General features: G+C 33.2%; 19 protein-coding genes. 11 read left to right on the forward strand and 8 right to left on the reverse strand.

The annotated features are described in order from the left end of the window. Positions 1-41 precede the first annotated feature (41 nt). The 5 genes from FEM21_RS00345 to FEM21_RS00365 all read right to left on the reverse strand — a co-directional run bounded on the left by FEM21_RS00345 (position 42) and on the right by FEM21_RS00365 (position 5,835). Positions 42-365, reverse strand: coding sequence for a DUF4286 family protein (locus tag FEM21_RS00345; RefSeq protein ID WP_035656626.1), 324 nt, complete (start codon positions 363-365; stop codon positions 42-44). 114 nt (positions 366-479) lie between these two features. Continuing rightward, positions 480-2,258 carry a tetratricopeptide repeat protein gene (locus FEM21_RS00350; RefSeq protein ID WP_035656628.1) on the reverse strand — a complete coding sequence of 593 codons (1,779 nt, stop codon included), beginning with the start codon at positions 2,256-2,258 and terminating at the stop codon, positions 480-482. 133 nt (positions 2,259-2,391) lie between these two features. Next, positions 2,392-3,663 (reverse strand): serine--tRNA ligase, encoded by a 1,272-nt coding sequence (gene serS, locus FEM21_RS00355; protein WP_035656631.1) that lies wholly within the window; start codon positions 3,661-3,663, stop codon positions 2,392-2,394. A gap of 123 nt (positions 3,664-3,786) precedes the next feature. Next, positions 3,787-5,178 carry a sensor histidine kinase gene (locus FEM21_RS16070; RefSeq protein WP_081824612.1) on the reverse strand — a complete coding sequence of 464 codons (1,392 nt, stop codon included), beginning with the start codon at positions 5,176-5,178 and terminating at the stop codon, positions 3,787-3,789. Positions 5,179-5,295: 117 nt separating this feature from the next. Beyond that, positions 5,296-5,835, reverse strand: coding sequence for a DMP19 family protein (locus FEM21_RS00365; RefSeq protein ID WP_035656632.1), 540 nt, complete (start codon positions 5,833-5,835; stop codon positions 5,296-5,298). A 95-nt stretch (positions 5,836-5,930) separates the two neighbouring features. Between FEM21_RS00365 and FEM21_RS00370 the strand changes: the two genes are divergently transcribed. From FEM21_RS00370 to FEM21_RS16640, 3 genes are all read left to right on the forward strand, one after another. Beyond that, complete coding sequence (locus tag FEM21_RS00370; RefSeq protein WP_035657065.1) at positions 5,931-6,260, forward strand: nucleotidyltransferase family protein; 330 nt, start codon at positions 5,931-5,933, stop codon at positions 6,258-6,260. Further along, positions 6,229-6,414, forward strand: coding sequence for a HepT-like ribonuclease domain-containing protein (locus FEM21_RS16635; protein ID WP_236353471.1), 186 nt, complete (start codon positions 6,229-6,231; stop codon positions 6,412-6,414). Before FEM21_RS00370 ends, FEM21_RS16635 begins: the two co-directional genes overlap by 32 nt. Before the next feature lie 67 nt (positions 6,415-6,481). Continuing rightward, complete coding sequence (locus tag FEM21_RS16640) at positions 6,482-6,562, forward strand: hypothetical protein (protein WP_236353491.1); 81 nt, start codon at positions 6,482-6,484, stop codon at positions 6,560-6,562. 25 nt (positions 6,563-6,587) lie between these two features. Here the strand turns inward: FEM21_RS16640 and FEM21_RS16570 are convergent, their stop codons facing one another. Then, the gene (locus FEM21_RS16570) at positions 6,588-6,758 is read right to left on the reverse strand and encodes a hypothetical protein (protein WP_201448260.1); all 171 of its coding nucleotides are present in this window, start codon (positions 6,756-6,758) and stop codon (positions 6,588-6,590) included. A 54-nt stretch (positions 6,759-6,812) separates the two neighbouring features. After that, complete coding sequence (locus FEM21_RS00380) at positions 6,813-7,319, reverse strand: GNAT family N-acetyltransferase (protein ID WP_035656633.1); 507 nt, start codon at positions 7,317-7,319, stop codon at positions 6,813-6,815. Between the two features lie 180 nt (positions 7,320-7,499). Here FEM21_RS00380 and metG point away from each other — a divergent pair, with 180 nt between their 5' ends. From metG to FEM21_RS00405, 5 genes are all read left to right on the forward strand, one after another. Continuing rightward, positions 7,500-9,560 (forward strand): methionine--tRNA ligase, encoded by a 2,061-nt coding sequence (metG, locus tag FEM21_RS00385; RefSeq protein ID WP_035656637.1) that lies wholly within the window; start codon positions 7,500-7,502, stop codon positions 9,558-9,560. 76 nt (positions 9,561-9,636) lie between these two features. Beyond that, a complete protein-coding gene (locus FEM21_RS00390; protein WP_035656639.1) occupies positions 9,637-10,521 on the forward strand; it encodes a DMT family transporter in 885 nt (294 codons plus the stop codon). Then, positions 10,518-11,201 (forward strand): HAD family hydrolase, encoded by a 684-nt coding sequence (locus FEM21_RS00395; protein ID WP_035656640.1) that lies wholly within the window; start codon positions 10,518-10,520, stop codon positions 11,199-11,201. Before FEM21_RS00390 ends, FEM21_RS00395 begins: the two co-directional genes overlap by 4 nt. Positions 11,202-11,340: 139 nt before the next feature. Then, positions 11,341-11,859, forward strand: a complete 519-nt coding sequence (locus FEM21_RS00400) for a ferritin (RefSeq protein ID WP_035656641.1) — start codon at positions 11,341-11,343, stop codon at positions 11,857-11,859. Between the two features lie 81 nt (positions 11,860-11,940). Beyond that, positions 11,941-12,126 carry a hypothetical protein gene (locus FEM21_RS00405; RefSeq protein ID WP_035656643.1) on the forward strand — a complete coding sequence of 62 codons (186 nt, stop codon included), beginning with the start codon at positions 11,941-11,943 and terminating at the stop codon, positions 12,124-12,126. Between the two features lie 180 nt (positions 12,127-12,306). On the opposite strand, the gene FEM21_RS00410 is transcribed toward FEM21_RS00405, so the two are convergent. After that, a complete protein-coding gene (locus FEM21_RS00410; protein ID WP_035656644.1) occupies positions 12,307-12,642 on the reverse strand; it encodes a single-stranded DNA-binding protein in 336 nt (111 codons plus the stop codon). Positions 12,643-12,850: 208 nt separating this feature from the next. Here FEM21_RS00410 and FEM21_RS00415 point away from each other — a divergent pair, with 208 nt between their 5' ends. Genes FEM21_RS00415 through FEM21_RS00425 form a run of 3 tightly spaced genes read left to right on the forward strand, consistent with a single transcriptional unit; the run spans position 12,851 to position 15,071 of the window. Further along, positions 12,851-14,377: a carbon-nitrogen hydrolase family protein gene (locus FEM21_RS00415; protein WP_035656645.1), complete on the forward strand. Its 1,527-nt coding sequence runs from the start codon at positions 12,851-12,853 to the stop codon at positions 14,375-14,377. A gap of 6 nt (positions 14,378-14,383) precedes the next feature. Next, positions 14,384-14,689 carry a hypothetical protein gene (locus FEM21_RS00420; RefSeq protein WP_035656646.1) on the forward strand — a complete coding sequence of 102 codons (306 nt, stop codon included), beginning with the start codon at positions 14,384-14,386 and terminating at the stop codon, positions 14,687-14,689. Between the two features lie 31 nt (positions 14,690-14,720). After that, positions 14,721-15,071, forward strand: a complete 351-nt coding sequence (locus tag FEM21_RS00425) for a hypothetical protein (protein WP_035656647.1) — start codon at positions 14,721-14,723, stop codon at positions 15,069-15,071. Positions 15,072-15,093 lie beyond the last annotated feature (22 nt).

Genomic DNA, 15,093 nt, shown 5'->3' on the forward strand with positions numbered 1-15,093 from the left:
TCAAAGACAATGAAATTCTCTGATATTCTAGCAGAAGCTAATTAATTATTCTGAAAAAACTCTGAAACTAATTCTAATTCGGTTCTAAAAGAAAGCATTTTATCTGCAAATAATTTCATGGCTTCAGCCTGAAAACGTGCTTGGTCTTCCTGATAATACTTTTCTAAAGTAGCTTTACTGTCAGTGGTATATTGACTTGAATAAGTAACTCCGCCCATTTCTTCTTCCACTAAAACACGAACTAATCTAGCCGAAGTAAATTTGCCTGTAGCAATCATTTCCGGCATGTGTTTGTGTTGCATCCAAATCATCCATTGATCGTGAACACTTTCGTGTATATTAGTGGTAACGTTGTATATTATCATTTTAAAAGTATTAAGATTGGAGTATTAAGTAGTAAGACCTTAACCGAATTATCTTTGTTTGTTCTGATTTTATTTTCTAATTGATATTGCTTTTTGCAATTGATATTGTTATTTCTAAAGGTTTTTATCTCCTCTTAATTCCCGGAATTTTTTTCTGGCTTCTACAAAATAGATGCTGTCCTGATGATTGAAAATTAATTTCTCATAAAGCGGTTTTGCTTTTTCGGGTTCGTTTAATTTCTTAGCATAAATTTCTGCCGAAAAAAACAATGCTTCATCAATGTAAATTCCATCGCTATGTTGTTCTATTATCGATTGGTATTGGCTTAAAGCCAAATTATATTCACCTATTTTTTCAAATGTTTTTCCTAATCGTAATTGTGTCACCGCTTCAATTTCTTGTCCTTTAAATGTTTTTAAAATCGATTGAAATTGGGCAATTGCTTCCTGATCTCTATTTTGATACAATAAATAATCTCCTTTGGCAAAAGCCTTCAAAGCGGTTTGTGTCGAATCAGCAACCGTATTGTCATTAATCAATAAAAAATATTCCAAAGCATCATTAGCAATCAACTGTGTATTTGCCGATTTTAATTCTTTAAACTGTTTTAAAGCCCAGGGAAAATCACCTTTAAAATAACTCGTTTTTGCTGCTTTTAAACTGGCTTCATGAGCTACAGCATCATTCTTCAAATCCATTTCAATTTGCGAATAATACAATAATGCCTGATTGAATTTTTCTTCGAAAAGTAAAATATCTGCCAGTTCCATTTTGGCCTGAGCCATTTCGTAATTATTTAATTGCAATTCCAGTGCTTTTTTGATAATCGCTTTTCCCTGTTCCGGTTTTTTGAGATTGAAAGCCACAAAATGCGCCTGAATAAGCTGCAAAGATAAACTAAAAGGACTTATTTCAAATTGTTTCAATAAAGCCTCGATTTCTAAATTGATGGCAGCAAAATCTTTTTCGGTGGCTTTACTGATTTTTAGTTCTATTAAATACGAGTGGGTTTGAACCAATAAGCCTAAATCCTTAGTGTTTTCGATGATGAAATCAAGAATTTCTTTGGCAGTTTCTTTTTCGTCTTCTTCAATAGCCAGGTTGGCCAAATTTAAAATCGTAGAAAGCGATTCAGGATTACGTTTATAAATGGCTTTTTCCTGAATAAAAGCTTTCGAAAATTCTTTTTGCTGAATATAGAACCAACTCAAATAACGACTCCAAAATATATCCTGACTTTTTTGAACCTTTAAAACCAAAGCTTTTCGTAGCGCATTACTAAAACTCGCATCAGCTTCATCAGTCATAAAACGCGACAATTGATTTTGGATTAAAATAGAATTTTGAGGATTAGCAAAGGCTTCGTCCAGAAAAGTAGTAATCATCATTTCATAATTACCTAATTGTCCGTACAATAATCCTTGCTGGTAATTAAAATTAAAATTCGGCTGGATTTCGGTGGCAATTTTATAAGCTTTTAAGGCATATTCTAATTGGACTTTTTTGTCGAAAGCATTAGCAATTCCGTATACTTCATTAGGATTTTTTCGAATGCGTTCCAAAGCCTGATCGTAATAGTTTTTGGCTTTTGGATCGTTTTTTTGCAACTGGAAATTATAACCCAATTCGACTAAAAGATTCCCCTGATTGTATTTGGTTAATCTATTTTGAATGGCTTTTTCAGCAACATCATATTGCTTTAATTGCTGGTAGCAATCTACAGTTCGAAGAAAATATTGCATGTTTTGAGGAACGTTTTCTAATAATTCCTCATAACTGATTTTTGCTTTTTCAAAATCGCCTTTGTCGTAGTAATACTGTGCTAATTGTTCGTTTTGACCAATCGCAAACAGTGAGAATAACAAAGTGATATAAAAAAAGAGCTTTTTCATAACCGGATAAGGGTTTGAAATTAAATTTTAAAAATTTCCTTTTTTCTTTGAACCATGAAGAAATTAAGGTTATTAAGCTTAATGTTTCTTAATCTCTTAATGGTGAAAATAATTAATTCTGTTTTAAACAGAATTAATTGATAATATCAAATCCGCAATAAGAACGTAACACCTCTGGGATTACAATTCCTTCCGGAGTTTGGTAATTTTCAAGAATTCCTGCTAAAACTCTAGGTAGAGCTAGTGAACTTCCGTTTAGGGTGTGTGCCAATTGGTTTTTTCCATCTTTGTCTTTAAAACGTAATTTTAAACGGTTAGCCTGAAAAGTTTCAAAGTTAGACACAGAAGAAATTTCTAACCAACGGTCCTGTGCTGTAGAAAATACCTCAAAATCATAAGTCAAAGCCGAAGTGAAACCCATATCGCCACCGCAAAGGCGTAAAATTCTATATGGCAATTTCAATTCGTCCAAAATTTCTTTTACGTGTTCTACCATTCCGTCTAAAGCCTCATAAGACTTTTCAGGATGTTCGATACGTACGATTTCCACCTTGTCAAACTGGTGTAAACGGTTTAATCCACGCACGTGCGCTCCATAAGAACCTGCTTCACGACGGAAACATGGCGTGTAAGCTGTTTTTAGAATTGGTAATTCATTTTCGCTCAACAACACATCTCTGAATAAGTTGGTTACAGGAACTTCAGCCGTTGGGATTAGGTATAAATTGTCAACAGTAGCGTGGTACATTTGTCCTTCTTTGTCCGGCAATTGTCCTGTTCCATACCCTGAAGCTTCGTTTACTAGATGCGGAACCTGTACTTCATTATAACCTGCAGCTGTATTCTTATCTAAAAAATAATTGATTAAGGCACGTTGCAAACGCGCTCCTTTTCCTTTGTAAACAGGGAAACCAGCTCCTGTTATTTTATTTCCTAATTCGAAATCGATGATGTCATATTTTTTTACCAATTCCCAGTGCGGTTGTGCTCCTTCATGTAAAACCGGAATTTCGCCAGCTTCAAAAACGTTTAGGTTTTCCTCAGGCGTTTTTCCTTCCGGAACAATATCAGCAGGAAGATTAGGTAAAGTGTATAGTTTTTCAGTAAGTTCGGCAGCAATTGCTTCGGCAGTTTCTGCTAAAGCTTTACTTTTTTCCTTGTTACTAACGGTTTTTTCTTTTAAAATGGCAGCTTTGGCTTTTTCACCAGCTTTCATCATTTCACCTATGTCTTTGGACAATTTATTAGATTCAGCTAAGATGTTGTCTAATTCTACTTGCGTAGCACGACGACGCTCATCAAGTTCTACCACTTCTTCTACCACGGTTTTAGCATCCAAATTTCTTTTTGCTAAAGCCTGGATCACTTTCTCCTGATTCTCTCTAATAAATGCAATTTGTAACATAGTTGGATTTTTATAACTATAAAATTTCTAATAATGGTAGCAAATTTAAGGAAATGTTTGCGACTTATGAGACAAAGTTTTCACTAAGATTCACAAAGTTTTATTTAAGAATCGCTGTGGAATTTAAAAACGATTAGGAATAGTGAATTTAAAAGTACTTCCTTTGCCTATTTCACTTTCTACCGAAAGTACGCCGCCATGTTTTTCGATAAATTCTTTGCATAACATCAGTCCTAAGCCTGTTCCGGTTTCGTCATCAGTACCTAATGTGCTATGTCTGTGATTAATTATAAATAATTCGGCTACTTTTTCGGCTGAAATCCCAATGCCGTTGTCTTTAATCGAAAATACCGTTTGTTTGCTTTCTTTTGTCATCGAAAGTACCACTTCGCCATTAACTGGAGTGAATTTTATCGCATTCGAAACTAAATTTCTAAAAATGGTTTCGAGCATATTCTTGTCGGCATAAACAGAATGTTCTTTCTCAATTTCAGATTGTACAGTTATGTTTTTATTTTTAGCAACATTGGCTAACAAATTAATCGTTTTATTAGTAATTGCGGTTATTTCTAATTCTTTGGGACTGAATTCAATATTTCCTGTTTGAGATTGTGCCCAGGTTAAAAGATTTTCAAGTAATGAATAAGTGTCTTTTGACGATTGATGAATGAGTTGGATAAACTCGTTCGTTTCCTTATTATCTAAATGATTGTTGTCTTCTAATAACAGTTCTGAAAGCCCGATAATACCATTAAACGGTCCTTTTAAATCATGAGCAATAATCGAAAAAAAAGTGTTTTTGTCGTTTAATAATTTTTTTATTTGGATTTCTTTTTCTTCCTGTAACAAAAGTAAATAGCCCACACCGCTGATAATCATCATAATAAAAACAATCAAAAAGATGATTTTTTGTGCAGGATCTACAGAGTATAGCGTTGTTGAAGTTTTAAAAAGCGGATATATAATTCTAAAAATTAATGCGACTAATAATATGATATAATTAAAACCTAATATTTTCTTGAATAAACTGCTTCGCGTTGCTGTTAAAAATCGAAGTGTAGGTAAGATTAGCAATAAAAAAATAGAAAGCGATGCCAATGCTACTCTAACATAAGCCGGAGATTCAATCCATACCGAATAATAAAAGCTTAAAAGTACAACAGCAAAAAAGACTGATTGTGTTTGATATGCTTTTTTAGAACTATCTTTCACCATCATCAACATGGCGATAGATTCAAGGTAATAGCTTCCAAAAATTAAAGTGTTTGGAATAATAATATTTACGGGGTTAAAACTGACTGTATCGGTTCTAAGAAAAAATGCGAGCCAGGCAAAAGACTGAAAAATCTTAGAACAGCCAAATACTAATAAATGTGTTTTATTATCCTTACTGAAATTAGTAAAACGAAAAGTAAAAATGAGTACTGCTAAAGCAAAATTTCCCCAAAACAACAATCCCATTATATTGCGAATGTCCAGCAAAAATAATTTTGAAAATTGATTTAGAGTCTCCATAACTAATTGTAATCTTTAGGATTGCCCGTAAATTAAGTGCTAACAAAAATAGACTTATTTTGATTGTATCCTAATAAAATTAAAACTATTTCAATTTGTGATTATTGAATGATATAATTATTCTCTTTTAATCTCGTGTCCTGTGAATTCTTCTAAAACTGTAAACATTTCTTCAACAGAAAGAACTTCAGTATCAGGATGTGATTTTAAAAAAGCAGCGTTCAATGCAACAAGATTTTCTTCCAGTTCAAAAAATGTATCGTTATTTAATGCATCTCTAACAGGATTTACGCCTTCCAGTTTTCCTTTTAAAAATTTAGCCAATTTTACGCTACTCATTAAACGAACTTTTTTAGCCTGTTCCTGAAATAATTCCAAATGATTATTGGCGCCAATTAACTGTAAACCTTCTTCAATTAATTCATTCAATTCTTTGTTCCAACCCGAATTGTAAACAAATTGGGCAAAATTTCCCTGAGTGTATTGAGAGTAATAATAATCCAGATAATAACTTGTTAAAGCATCTTCGTGAATCAAATCGTCGTCGATTTTTTCCTCACGCATCAGGTTAATTACCGAAATATTCGAATTGACAATGTCTTGAGGATTTTCGCTATTGGCTGCGTTTTCTGAGATTATGATTCTGCCGAATTCCATTGGATTACTTTTTAAAGTGTGGACGGCAAATTTCGGGTAAAATCCTGTAACTAATCAAGTTTTTCAAAAAAATAAATTATCTTAGCAGTATGAGAATGAAAGAGACCATACAATTAAAATTAGCTGAATTTTTAAACTTGTGTAAAAGTCATAAGGTTAAGAATATTTATGCTTTTGGTTCTGCGGTTAATGGAAATTTCAACGAAGAATCTAGTGATATTGACTTGCTTATTGAAATTGATAGCGAAGATCCAGTGGAACGTGGTGAAAACCTAATGGATATTTGGGATAAATTCGAAGATTTTTTTCAACGAAAAGTAGACTTACTAACTCATTCCTCTATTAAAAATCCAATTCTTAGAAAAAGCATAGATACTACCAAAATTTTACTTTATGACGGAAAAGAGCAAAAAGTATCTTTCTGATGTTTTGATAGCAATAGACTTAGTACGTCAATTCACTGTTGATATTGCCGATTTTAACAGCTACGAAAAAGATCTAAAAACTCAAAGTGCTGTCGAAAGACAATTAGTTATTATCGGGGAAGCTCTAAATAAACTAAGACAAAACTCAATCTGATTTTACAATTGAAAACGACAAACAAATCATCGGTTTTCGTAATCGTTTAGTCCATGCTTATGATAGTATAGATAATTCGATTGTTTGGGCAATTATCCATCGTCATCTAGAAAAGTTGAAAGAAGAAATCGAAAATTTACAAGAATAAATTTTTAGATTTAATAAAAGAAGATTTATTCAGCATTAGTTTCACTGCTGTTTTTTTGCTGATTGATTTTGGCAACCAAAGCTTTCAAACGCAAGGCTTTTGCTGCTTTCTCTTCTTGCAGTTTCGCCTTTTTTCGATTCAATAATTTGGTATGTAAAGCCTTGTTTTTGGTATTTTTTTCAGGACCTTTTGGCATGATTTATTTTCTTTAAATCCGTTCGCAAAGATAGGGGAAAAGAGATTTGTAATTTTATTTAAGCACTTTTTCGTAGGCTTTTCTTGGTGCTCCTCTAAAAAACACTTCACCACATAAGGTATAGTTTAGGTTTTCGAAAATTTTCATCATTGCAAAATTGTCAAAATTAGTATCGGCTTTGATGCTGTAAATTTTGTTTTGAAGTGCAAAATCTTCTACATAATTCATAATCTTTTTGGCGAGACCTTTACCCAAATAATTTTCATCAATTGCTACTCGGTGTATAACAACAAAATCATCATTTGTCAACCACTTTCCTTCAATAGCTTCATAGGCAGGTTCGTTATTAATCATCACGGCAACATATCCTATGATTGTTTCTTCTTCAACTAATACAAAACCATATCCTTTTTCAATGTCATTTTTTACCACGTTTAGATTTGGATAACCATCCTGCCATTGATTACTTCCATCATTTTTTCTTCTAATAATGGCTTGTTGTAATAGCTTCCAAATCGAATCTGCGTCAGGTATTTCGGCTTTTCTAAAGGTATATTGCATCTTTGATTTCTTTTTTCAAATATAAAAATTAATCTTATTAGCATTGGAGTTTTTGATTGGGAAATCCTTTTACTTTTTTCTTTAAAAATAGAAAGATTGCAATGTCCAGAAGTTTCGGGAGTGGTAAATAGCTCCAAATAAAATTGGATTCCTTATTTTTGCGCTCTATAAAATTGAATTATGCTACAGAATCCAGAAAGATATACCATTACGGCGGCGTTGCCTTATACTAACGGACCAATTCATATTGGGCATTTGGCGGGTGTTTACGTGCCTTCGGACATCTATTCCAGATATTTAAGATTACAAGGAAGAGACGTTTTGTTTGTTTGCGGAAGCGACGAACATGGAGTTGCCATTTCGATGAAAGCTAAAAAAGAGGGCATTACACCTCAGGAAGTTATTGATAAATACGATGGAATTATCCGTAAATCGTTTTCTGATTTTGGAATTGCATTTGATAATTATTCTCGAACTTCAGCTAAAATTCACCATGATACGGCTTCGGAATTTTTTAAAAAATTATATGATAAAGGTGATTTTATCGAAGAAGTTACGGAACAATTGTATGATGCTAAAGCAGATCAATTTTTGGCAGATCGTTTTGTAATTGGAACTTGTCCAAAATGTGGCAACGAAGAAGCATATGGCGACCAATGCGAAAAATGTGGTTCGACTTTGAATGCTACCGATTTGATTAATCCAAAATCGACTATTACGGGAGAAACTCCTATTTTGAAATCGACAAAACACTGGTTTTTACCATTGGATAGATACGATGCCTTTTTGAGAGAATGGATTCTTGAAGGACATAAAAACGACTGGAAACCTAATGTTTTTGGTCAGGTCAAATCCTGGATTGACGGTGGATTAGAGCCTCGTGCGGTAACCCGTGATTTGGATTGGGGAATTGATGTTCCTGTGGAAGGTGCCGAAGGAAAGAAATTATACGTTTGGTTTGATGCTCCTATTGGATACATTTCGTCAACTAAAGAATGGGCTGCGAGAGAGGGAAAAGACTGGGAACCGTACTGGAAAGATGAAAAGACGAAGTTGGTTCACTTCATTGGGAAAGACAATATTGTTTTCCATTGCGTGATTTTTCCAGCGATGTTAAAAGCCGAAGGAAGCTATATTTTGCCTGACAATGTTCCTGCAAATGAATTCCTGAACTTAGAAGGAAATAAATTATCGACTTCTAAAAACTGGGCAGTTTGGTTGCATGAATATTTGGAAGAATTCCCAAATCAGCAGGATGTTTTGCGTTATGCTTTGACTTCGAATGCACCAGAAACAAAAGACAATGATTTTACCTGGAAAGATTTTCAGGCTAGAAATAATAACGAGTTAGTAGCGATTTTTGGAAATTTCATTAATCGTGTGGTGGTTTTGACTAATAAATATTATGAAGGAATTGTTCCTGTTCCAAATGAATTTTCGGAAGTAGACGAACAAACTTTAGCAGAATTAAAAGCGTATCCAGCAGTAATTTCGAGCTCAGTGGAACGTTATAGATTCCGTGAAGCTTTGAGCGAAATGATGAATGTTGCCCGTTTAGGAAATAAATACCTGGCTGACGAAGAGCCTTGGAAAATGATAAAAATGGATGAAGAACGTACCAAAACTCAGATGTATGTGGCATTGCAAATAGCTGCTGCTTTAAGCGTTTTATGTGAGCCGTTTTTACCTTTCACCGCTGCTAAGTTGACTCGTGTTTTAAAAATCGAAGATAGATTAAACTGGGATGCAATTGCTGAAAATTCAGATTTAATGCCTGCTGGTCATCAAATAGGCGAAGCAGAATTATTATTTGCAAAAATTGAAGACGAAGCAATTCAAAAACAAATAGACAAACTGGAAGCTACAAAAACAGCAAATTTAGCAGAAAATAAAGAGGTTGAGCCGCAAAAAGATTTGATTCAATTTGAAGATTTTGCTAAAATGGATATTCGTGTAGGAACAATTTTGGAAGCTGAAAAAATGCCAAAAGCAAACAAATTACTGATTTTAAAAGTAGATACGGGAATTGATGTTCGTACGATTGTTTCCGGAATTGCTGAGAGTTTCAAACCAGAAGATATTATTGGAAAACGAGTAACTGTTTTAGTAAATCTTGCTCCAAGAGCGCTTCGTGGTGTAGAAAGTCAGGGAATGATTTTGATGACCAATAACGCCGAAGGAAAATTGGTTTTCGTAAATCCGGATGCTGATGGAGTAGGGAATGGAGAGACAATAAATTAAACGAAATACAATCATAAATTATACTCAATTGCCACAATTTTTACGTGGCAATTGGTTTTTATAAGGAGTAGTAAATATGAATAATGCAAAACCCAAATTAGCTTTAGCGCTTGGAATACTTTGTATTTCTATATTTCCTATTTTAGTTCGACTGCATTTAACAAGTGGATTGATTTCTGCATTTTATCGAATGTTTATTGCTGCTGTTCTCTTATTACCTTATGTAATATTTAGCGGAAAATTCAAACTGCCACATCATAGGATTACATTCCTTGCAGTAGTTGGTGGTCTTGTATTTGCGACAGATATTGCTATTTGGAATATCGCTATTCAAAAATCAAGTGCAACACAAGCTACTTTATTAGCTAATTTATCGCCGGTTTGGGTTGGCATCGGTTCATTTTTAGTTTTGAAGAACAAACCATCAGTTAACTTTTGGATTGGAACCGCAATCGCTCTTTTTGGGATGGTAACTTTAGTAGGTTATGAAACTTTTGTTCAATTTAACTTTGATTTGGCTTTTATATTAGCGATTTTGTCGGGAATGTTATATGCTACCTACATCTTGATTAGTAAAAACCTATTGACTAAAGTAGATATTCTTTCGTTTATGAGTATTGTTTTAGTTTCATCGAGTTTGTTTCTGGGTTTGGTTTGTATTATTTCAGAAGAAAATTTTACCGGATTTTCTAATACGGCTTGGATGGTATTATTTATACAAGGTGCTATTTGTCAGCTGATGGCTTGGTTGTTAATTAGTTACTCAACGCAGCATTTGCAGGCAACAAGAGTTTCACTTAGTTTGTTAGGACAAGCGGTTTTAGCAACTCTGCTGGCGTGGATTTTCTTAGACGAAAAAATGAGTTGGTTTAGGATTATTGGTGCCGTTTTTCTACTTTTAGGAATACGAATCACTTTTTATAACAAACCCATTGGATTTAAAAATTTAAAACAAATATGAGCCTAAAAGTAATTGCCTTCGACGCTGATGATACTTTGTTTGTAAACGAAACTTATTTTCTGGAAACCGAAGAAAAGTTTTGTGAATTGATGAGCGATTATCTTTCACACAAAAGTATTTCTCAGGAACTTTTTAGAATAGAAATAAAAAATTTACCGATATATGGTTATGGCATCAAAGCTTATATTCTTTCAATGATAGAAGCGGCAATGACAATTTCTGATAATACGATTCCTGTTGAGGTTGTTGCAAAAATAATTCAGTATGGTAAAGAATTGTTAGAGAAACCAATTGTTTTGCTTGATGGTGTCGAAGAGACGCTGGAGGCTTTGCATGGAAAATACAAACTGGTTGTAGCTACTAAAGGTGATTTGTTAGACCAACGCCGAAAGTTACACAACTCAGGATTAGGAAAATATTTTCATCATATCGAAGTGATGTCAGACAAGCAGGAACAGGATTATCTTGACCTTATTAAGCGTTTAGAAATTCAACCTTCCGAATTTTTCATGATTGGAAATTCGTTAAAATCAGATGTTCTGCCTGTTTTAGGTATTGGTGGTTATGCCGCACACGTTCCGTTTCATACTACTTGGGCACATGAAAAAATTGATCATGAAGTAAAACACGTGAACTTTAGCGCTTTTGAAAAAATTACAGAGGTTATTTCTCTTTTATAGTTTCAATATTGGTTTTGATTTTGAAAGTGACTAAATAGATTAAAACTATTACTGCATAAAAATCAAATGGAGTTTGTTGCAGGATTTTTATTTGCTTTTCAGTAACTTTACTCTATGTTTAATAAAAATCCATAGAATTATGTTATCAAAGAATATACAAAAAGCGCTAAACTCTCAAATCCGTATTGAAGCAGAGTCTTCTCAAACTTATTTATCAATGGCTTGTTGGGCCGAAGTAAACGGATTAGAAGGAATTGCTCAATTTATGTATGCGCAGTCTGATGAAGAACGCGCTCACATGCTTAAATTGGTTAAATATGTTAACGAAAGAGGCGGACACGCACAAGTTACCGATTTGAAAGCGCCTAAAACGACTTATACGACTTTCAAAGAAATGTTTGAAGCTTTGTACGAGCACGAACTTTTTGTTTCCAATTCAATTAACGAATTAGTACATATTACTTTTGCTGAAAAAGATTATGCTACTCATAATTTCTTACAATGGTATGTGTCTGAGCAAATTGAAGAAGAAGCTACAGCAAAAACTATTTTAGATAAAATCAACTTAATTGGTGACGATAAAGGCGGATTGTACTTGTTTGATCGTGATATTCAGCAACTAACAGTAGTTAGTTCAGCAGCGGTTAGTCCAAAATAAAAAACGTTAAATTTTATTTAGAATATATAAAGATAGCGTTTTTCTCTTTATATTTGCCTCGGTTTTAAAGCATAAGGAAAGGTGAGTAAGAAAGAAAAAGAAAAGGACAAGAAAAAGAAGAAGAAAGACAAAAAGAAAAAAGAAGCTCTTAATGTCATTAAAAAGGTAGAAAACTGTAAATCTTCTTGTTGCGAAAAGTTCAAAAAATCTGAAAGCAAACGTTGCAAACGTTGTCCTATGTATGATTTGATTCAAAAAGTAGCTTAACTTTATATATAAAAACCCATCTCGTTTTTTTAGAACTTGATGGGTTTTCTGTTTTATTACGGGTTTTAAACGCAAAGCGTGTAAATTTTTCCACCACAAATTTCTTTTTGTTCGGTATAAAACTTAGTGAAACTTTCCGAAAATCTTTGTGCTCTTTGCGGTTAAAATATTTCGATTAAATTATGGTTTACCTAATAAAAGCAAATCAGAAACCACTACTTCAGTAACATAACGTTTTTCGCCGTTTTTATCTTCATAAGTGCGATGTGTTAATTTGCCTTCAATAGCAATTTCTTTTCCTTTAGTCACATATTTTTCGATGATTTCGGCAGTTTTTCCCCAGGCTACTAATCGATGCCATTGGGTTTCTTCTACCTTTTCACCTTTGTCGTTTTTGTAAGTTTCATTAGTCGCTAATGTAAAATTGGCTAACTTTTTTCCTCCGTCAAAATTTTTGATTTCTGGTTCATTTCCTAAATGACCTATCAACTGTACTTTGTTTCTTAATGCATTCATGGCGTATAGTATTAAATTGTTATCATCTGAACTCTTCAGACTTTGTGGATTATAATTATCGAAAGAGTTTGTTGGCTTTCGACGGTACAAAATTGCAACCACAGCAATACATTATTCGGTTATTAGTTACTTACTTTCGGTTGTAAATAATTGTAAGCGTTTGTAAACGGATACTTTTTTTTGTATCTTTCAGAAAATCAATTCTTTTATGCAAGCAGAAATTAACAAAGTCGAGCTACGAAATCTAAAAATTCAAGACTATAATGAATTAAAAAATTCAATGATCGAATCTTATCCTGAAATGGTAAATGATTATTGGAAAGAAGCTGATATTAAAAAATTACTTAAAATATTTCCCGAAGGCCAACTGGTTATTCTTGTAGATGATATTGTTGTTGGTTCGGCATTATCGCTTATTGTTCCTGAAGATTTAGTCGATCAAAATCATGATTATGCTAAAATTACCGGAAATTATACTTTTTCGACACATACATCCAAGGGCGAAATCTTATACGGAATTGACGTTTTTGTGATACCAAAATACCGCGGATTACGATTAGGACGCCGTTTATATGATGCCCGAAAAGAAATTTGCGAAGAACTCAATTTGAAATCAATTGTATTTGCAGGACGAATTCCTAATTATGTGAATTATGCTCAGGAATTGAATCCTAAAACCTATATTGATAAGGTAAAAAGAAAAGAAATTCACGATCCTGTTTTGTCATTTCAGCTGAGTAATGATTTTCACGTAATGAGAGTCATGAAAAACTATCTTGAAGGCGATAAAAAGTCTAAAGAATTTGCGGTACTGTTGGAGTGGAATAATATTTATTATGTTGAAAGTCCGCAGATTATTAACAAAGAGAAAACAGTTATTCGATTAGGATTGATTCAATGGCAAATGCGACCATTGGGCAATTTAGAAGCCTTATTCGAACAGTCCGAATTTTTTATTGATGCTGTTTCGGGTTATGGAAGTGACTTTGCCGTTTTTCCCGAATTATTTATCGCGCCTTTAATGGCCGATTATAATCATTTATCTGAAGCCGATGCTATTCGGGAATTAGCTAAATATGCCGAACCTATAAGGAAACGTTTTCAGGAATTAGCGATTTCGTATAACATCAACATCATTAGTGGAAGCATGCCCAATCTAGTTGATGGCGTACTGTATAACAGTGGTTTTTTATGCAAAAGAGACGGGACTTATGAAACCTACACTAAAATTCATATTACACCAAATGAAGTTTTTCATTGGGGAATAACAGGCGGAAATCATATTCAGACTTTTGATACCGATTGTGGTAAAATAGGAATCATGATTTGTTATGATGTCGAATTTCCGGAACTTTCCCGATTAATGGCCGATGAAGGTATGAATATCTTATTTGTTCCTTTCCTGACAGATACTCAAAACGGTTATACCCGCGTAAAACATTGCGCTCAGGCCAGAGCAATCGAAAACGAATGTTATGTGGCGATTGCAGGTTGTGTGGGGAATTTACCAAAAGTAAATAACATGGATATTCAATATGCACAAACGGCGGTTTTTACACCTTCGGATTTTGCGTTTCCAAGCAACGGAATCAAGGCCGAAACAACGCCTAATACTGAGATGACCTTGATTGTTGATGTCGATTTAGATTTGTTAAAAGAATTACACGAACACGGAAGTGTGAAGATTTTAAAAGACCGTCGTCATGATTTATACCGAATTAAAAAACTAAAATAATAGGCCATGAAAAATGAAATTAGAAAATTTCCTTTGTTTGAATTATATGTGGAAAATAATTTTCTAATTATAAATAATCATGATTATGCTCAAGATAACGGTATAATCGATTTGTCAGATATTTTAGAAATCAAATTTTTAAAACAACAATTTGATTTTATAGAATACATAATAGCTTTTGTTTCTGGAATAAATATTCGAAAAAGATCTGATAAACTACAAATAAAAATGAAAAATGGTATAAAAGAAATTTTATTAACTAATTGTGATATTAATAAAGTCCAAGATATAATCAATATTATAAAAAAATAAACTCTATTAATCTACTTATAAAGAATGAGTCATGAGTAAAAACTGTTTAGAATGTGGTGAAAAAATTATAGGTCGCGAAGACAAGAAGTTTTGTAGTGATGGTTGCCGTAATGCCTATAACAATAAAATGAATAAGGATAGTAATAACATCATGCGTAATATCAATAACAAATTGCGTAAAAATTATCGCATTCTTACTGAACTCAATGTTGATGGAAAGTCAAAAACAACTAAAACAAAATTATTAGGAAAAGGTTTTGATTTTGATTTTTTTACCAATATTCTAAAAACAAAAACAGGAAATACATACTATTTCCTGTATGATCAGGGTTATATGTTATTAGAAAATGACTTCTACATTCTGGTCAAAAAAGACAATTAGCAATTTCTCCCAAATCTACCTA

It is taken from the genome of Flavobacterium seoulense, from assembly GCF_000695795.1.
Classification (GTDB): Bacteria; Bacteroidota; Bacteroidia; order Flavobacteriales; family Flavobacteriaceae; genus Flavobacterium; species Flavobacterium seoulense.

Excerpts from the sequence above, each read along its gene's own strand:
- FEM21_RS00395 (WP_035656640.1), top strand. The coding sequence starts at position 10,518 with ATGAGCCTAAAAGTAATTGCCTTCGACGCTGATGATACTTTGTTTGTA.
- FEM21_RS00420 (WP_035656646.1), top strand. The coding sequence starts at position 14,384 with ATGAAAAATGAAATTAGAAAATTTCCTTTGTTTGAATTATATGTGGAA.
- FEM21_RS16635 (WP_236353471.1), top strand. The coding sequence starts at position 6,229 with ATGACGGAAAAGAGCAAAAAGTATCTTTCTGATGTTTTGATAGCAATA.
- FEM21_RS00370 (WP_035657065.1), top strand. The coding sequence starts at position 5,931 with ATGAAAGAGACCATACAATTAAAATTAGCTGAATTTTTAAACTTGTGT.
- FEM21_RS00415 (WP_035656645.1), top strand. The coding sequence starts at position 12,851 with ATGCAAGCAGAAATTAACAAAGTCGAGCTACGAAATCTAAAAATTCAA.
- FEM21_RS00390 (WP_035656639.1), top strand. The coding sequence starts at position 9,637 with ATGAATAATGCAAAACCCAAATTAGCTTTAGCGCTTGGAATACTTTGT.
- FEM21_RS00400 (WP_035656641.1), top strand. The coding sequence starts at position 11,341 with ATGTTATCAAAGAATATACAAAAAGCGCTAAACTCTCAAATCCGTATT.
- FEM21_RS00365 (WP_035656632.1), bottom strand. The coding sequence starts at position 5,835 with ATGGAATTCGGCAGAATCATAATCTCAGAAAACGCAGCCAATAGCGAA.
- FEM21_RS00345 (WP_035656626.1), bottom strand. The coding sequence starts at position 365 with ATGATAATATACAACGTTACCACTAATATACACGAAAGTGTTCACGAT.
- FEM21_RS00380 (WP_035656633.1), bottom strand. The coding sequence starts at position 7,319 with ATGCAATATACCTTTAGAAAAGCCGAAATACCTGACGCAGATTCGATT.
- FEM21_RS16570 (WP_201448260.1), bottom strand. The coding sequence starts at position 6,758 with ATGCCAAAAGGTCCTGAAAAAAATACCAAAAACAAGGCTTTACATACC.
- metG (WP_035656637.1), top strand. The coding sequence starts at position 7,500 with ATGCTACAGAATCCAGAAAGATATACCATTACGGCGGCGTTGCCTTAT.
- FEM21_RS00425 (WP_035656647.1), top strand. The coding sequence starts at position 14,721 with ATGAGTAAAAACTGTTTAGAATGTGGTGAAAAAATTATAGGTCGCGAA.
- serS (WP_035656631.1), bottom strand. The coding sequence starts at position 3,663 with ATGTTACAAATTGCATTTATTAGAGAGAATCAGGAGAAAGTGATCCAG.
- FEM21_RS00350 (WP_035656628.1), bottom strand. The coding sequence starts at position 2,258 with ATGAAAAAGCTCTTTTTTTATATCACTTTGTTATTCTCACTGTTTGCG.
- FEM21_RS16070 (WP_081824612.1), bottom strand. The coding sequence starts at position 5,178 with ATGGAGACTCTAAATCAATTTTCAAAATTATTTTTGCTGGACATTCGC.
- FEM21_RS00410 (WP_035656644.1), bottom strand. The coding sequence starts at position 12,642 with ATGAATGCATTAAGAAACAAAGTACAGTTGATAGGTCATTTAGGAAAT.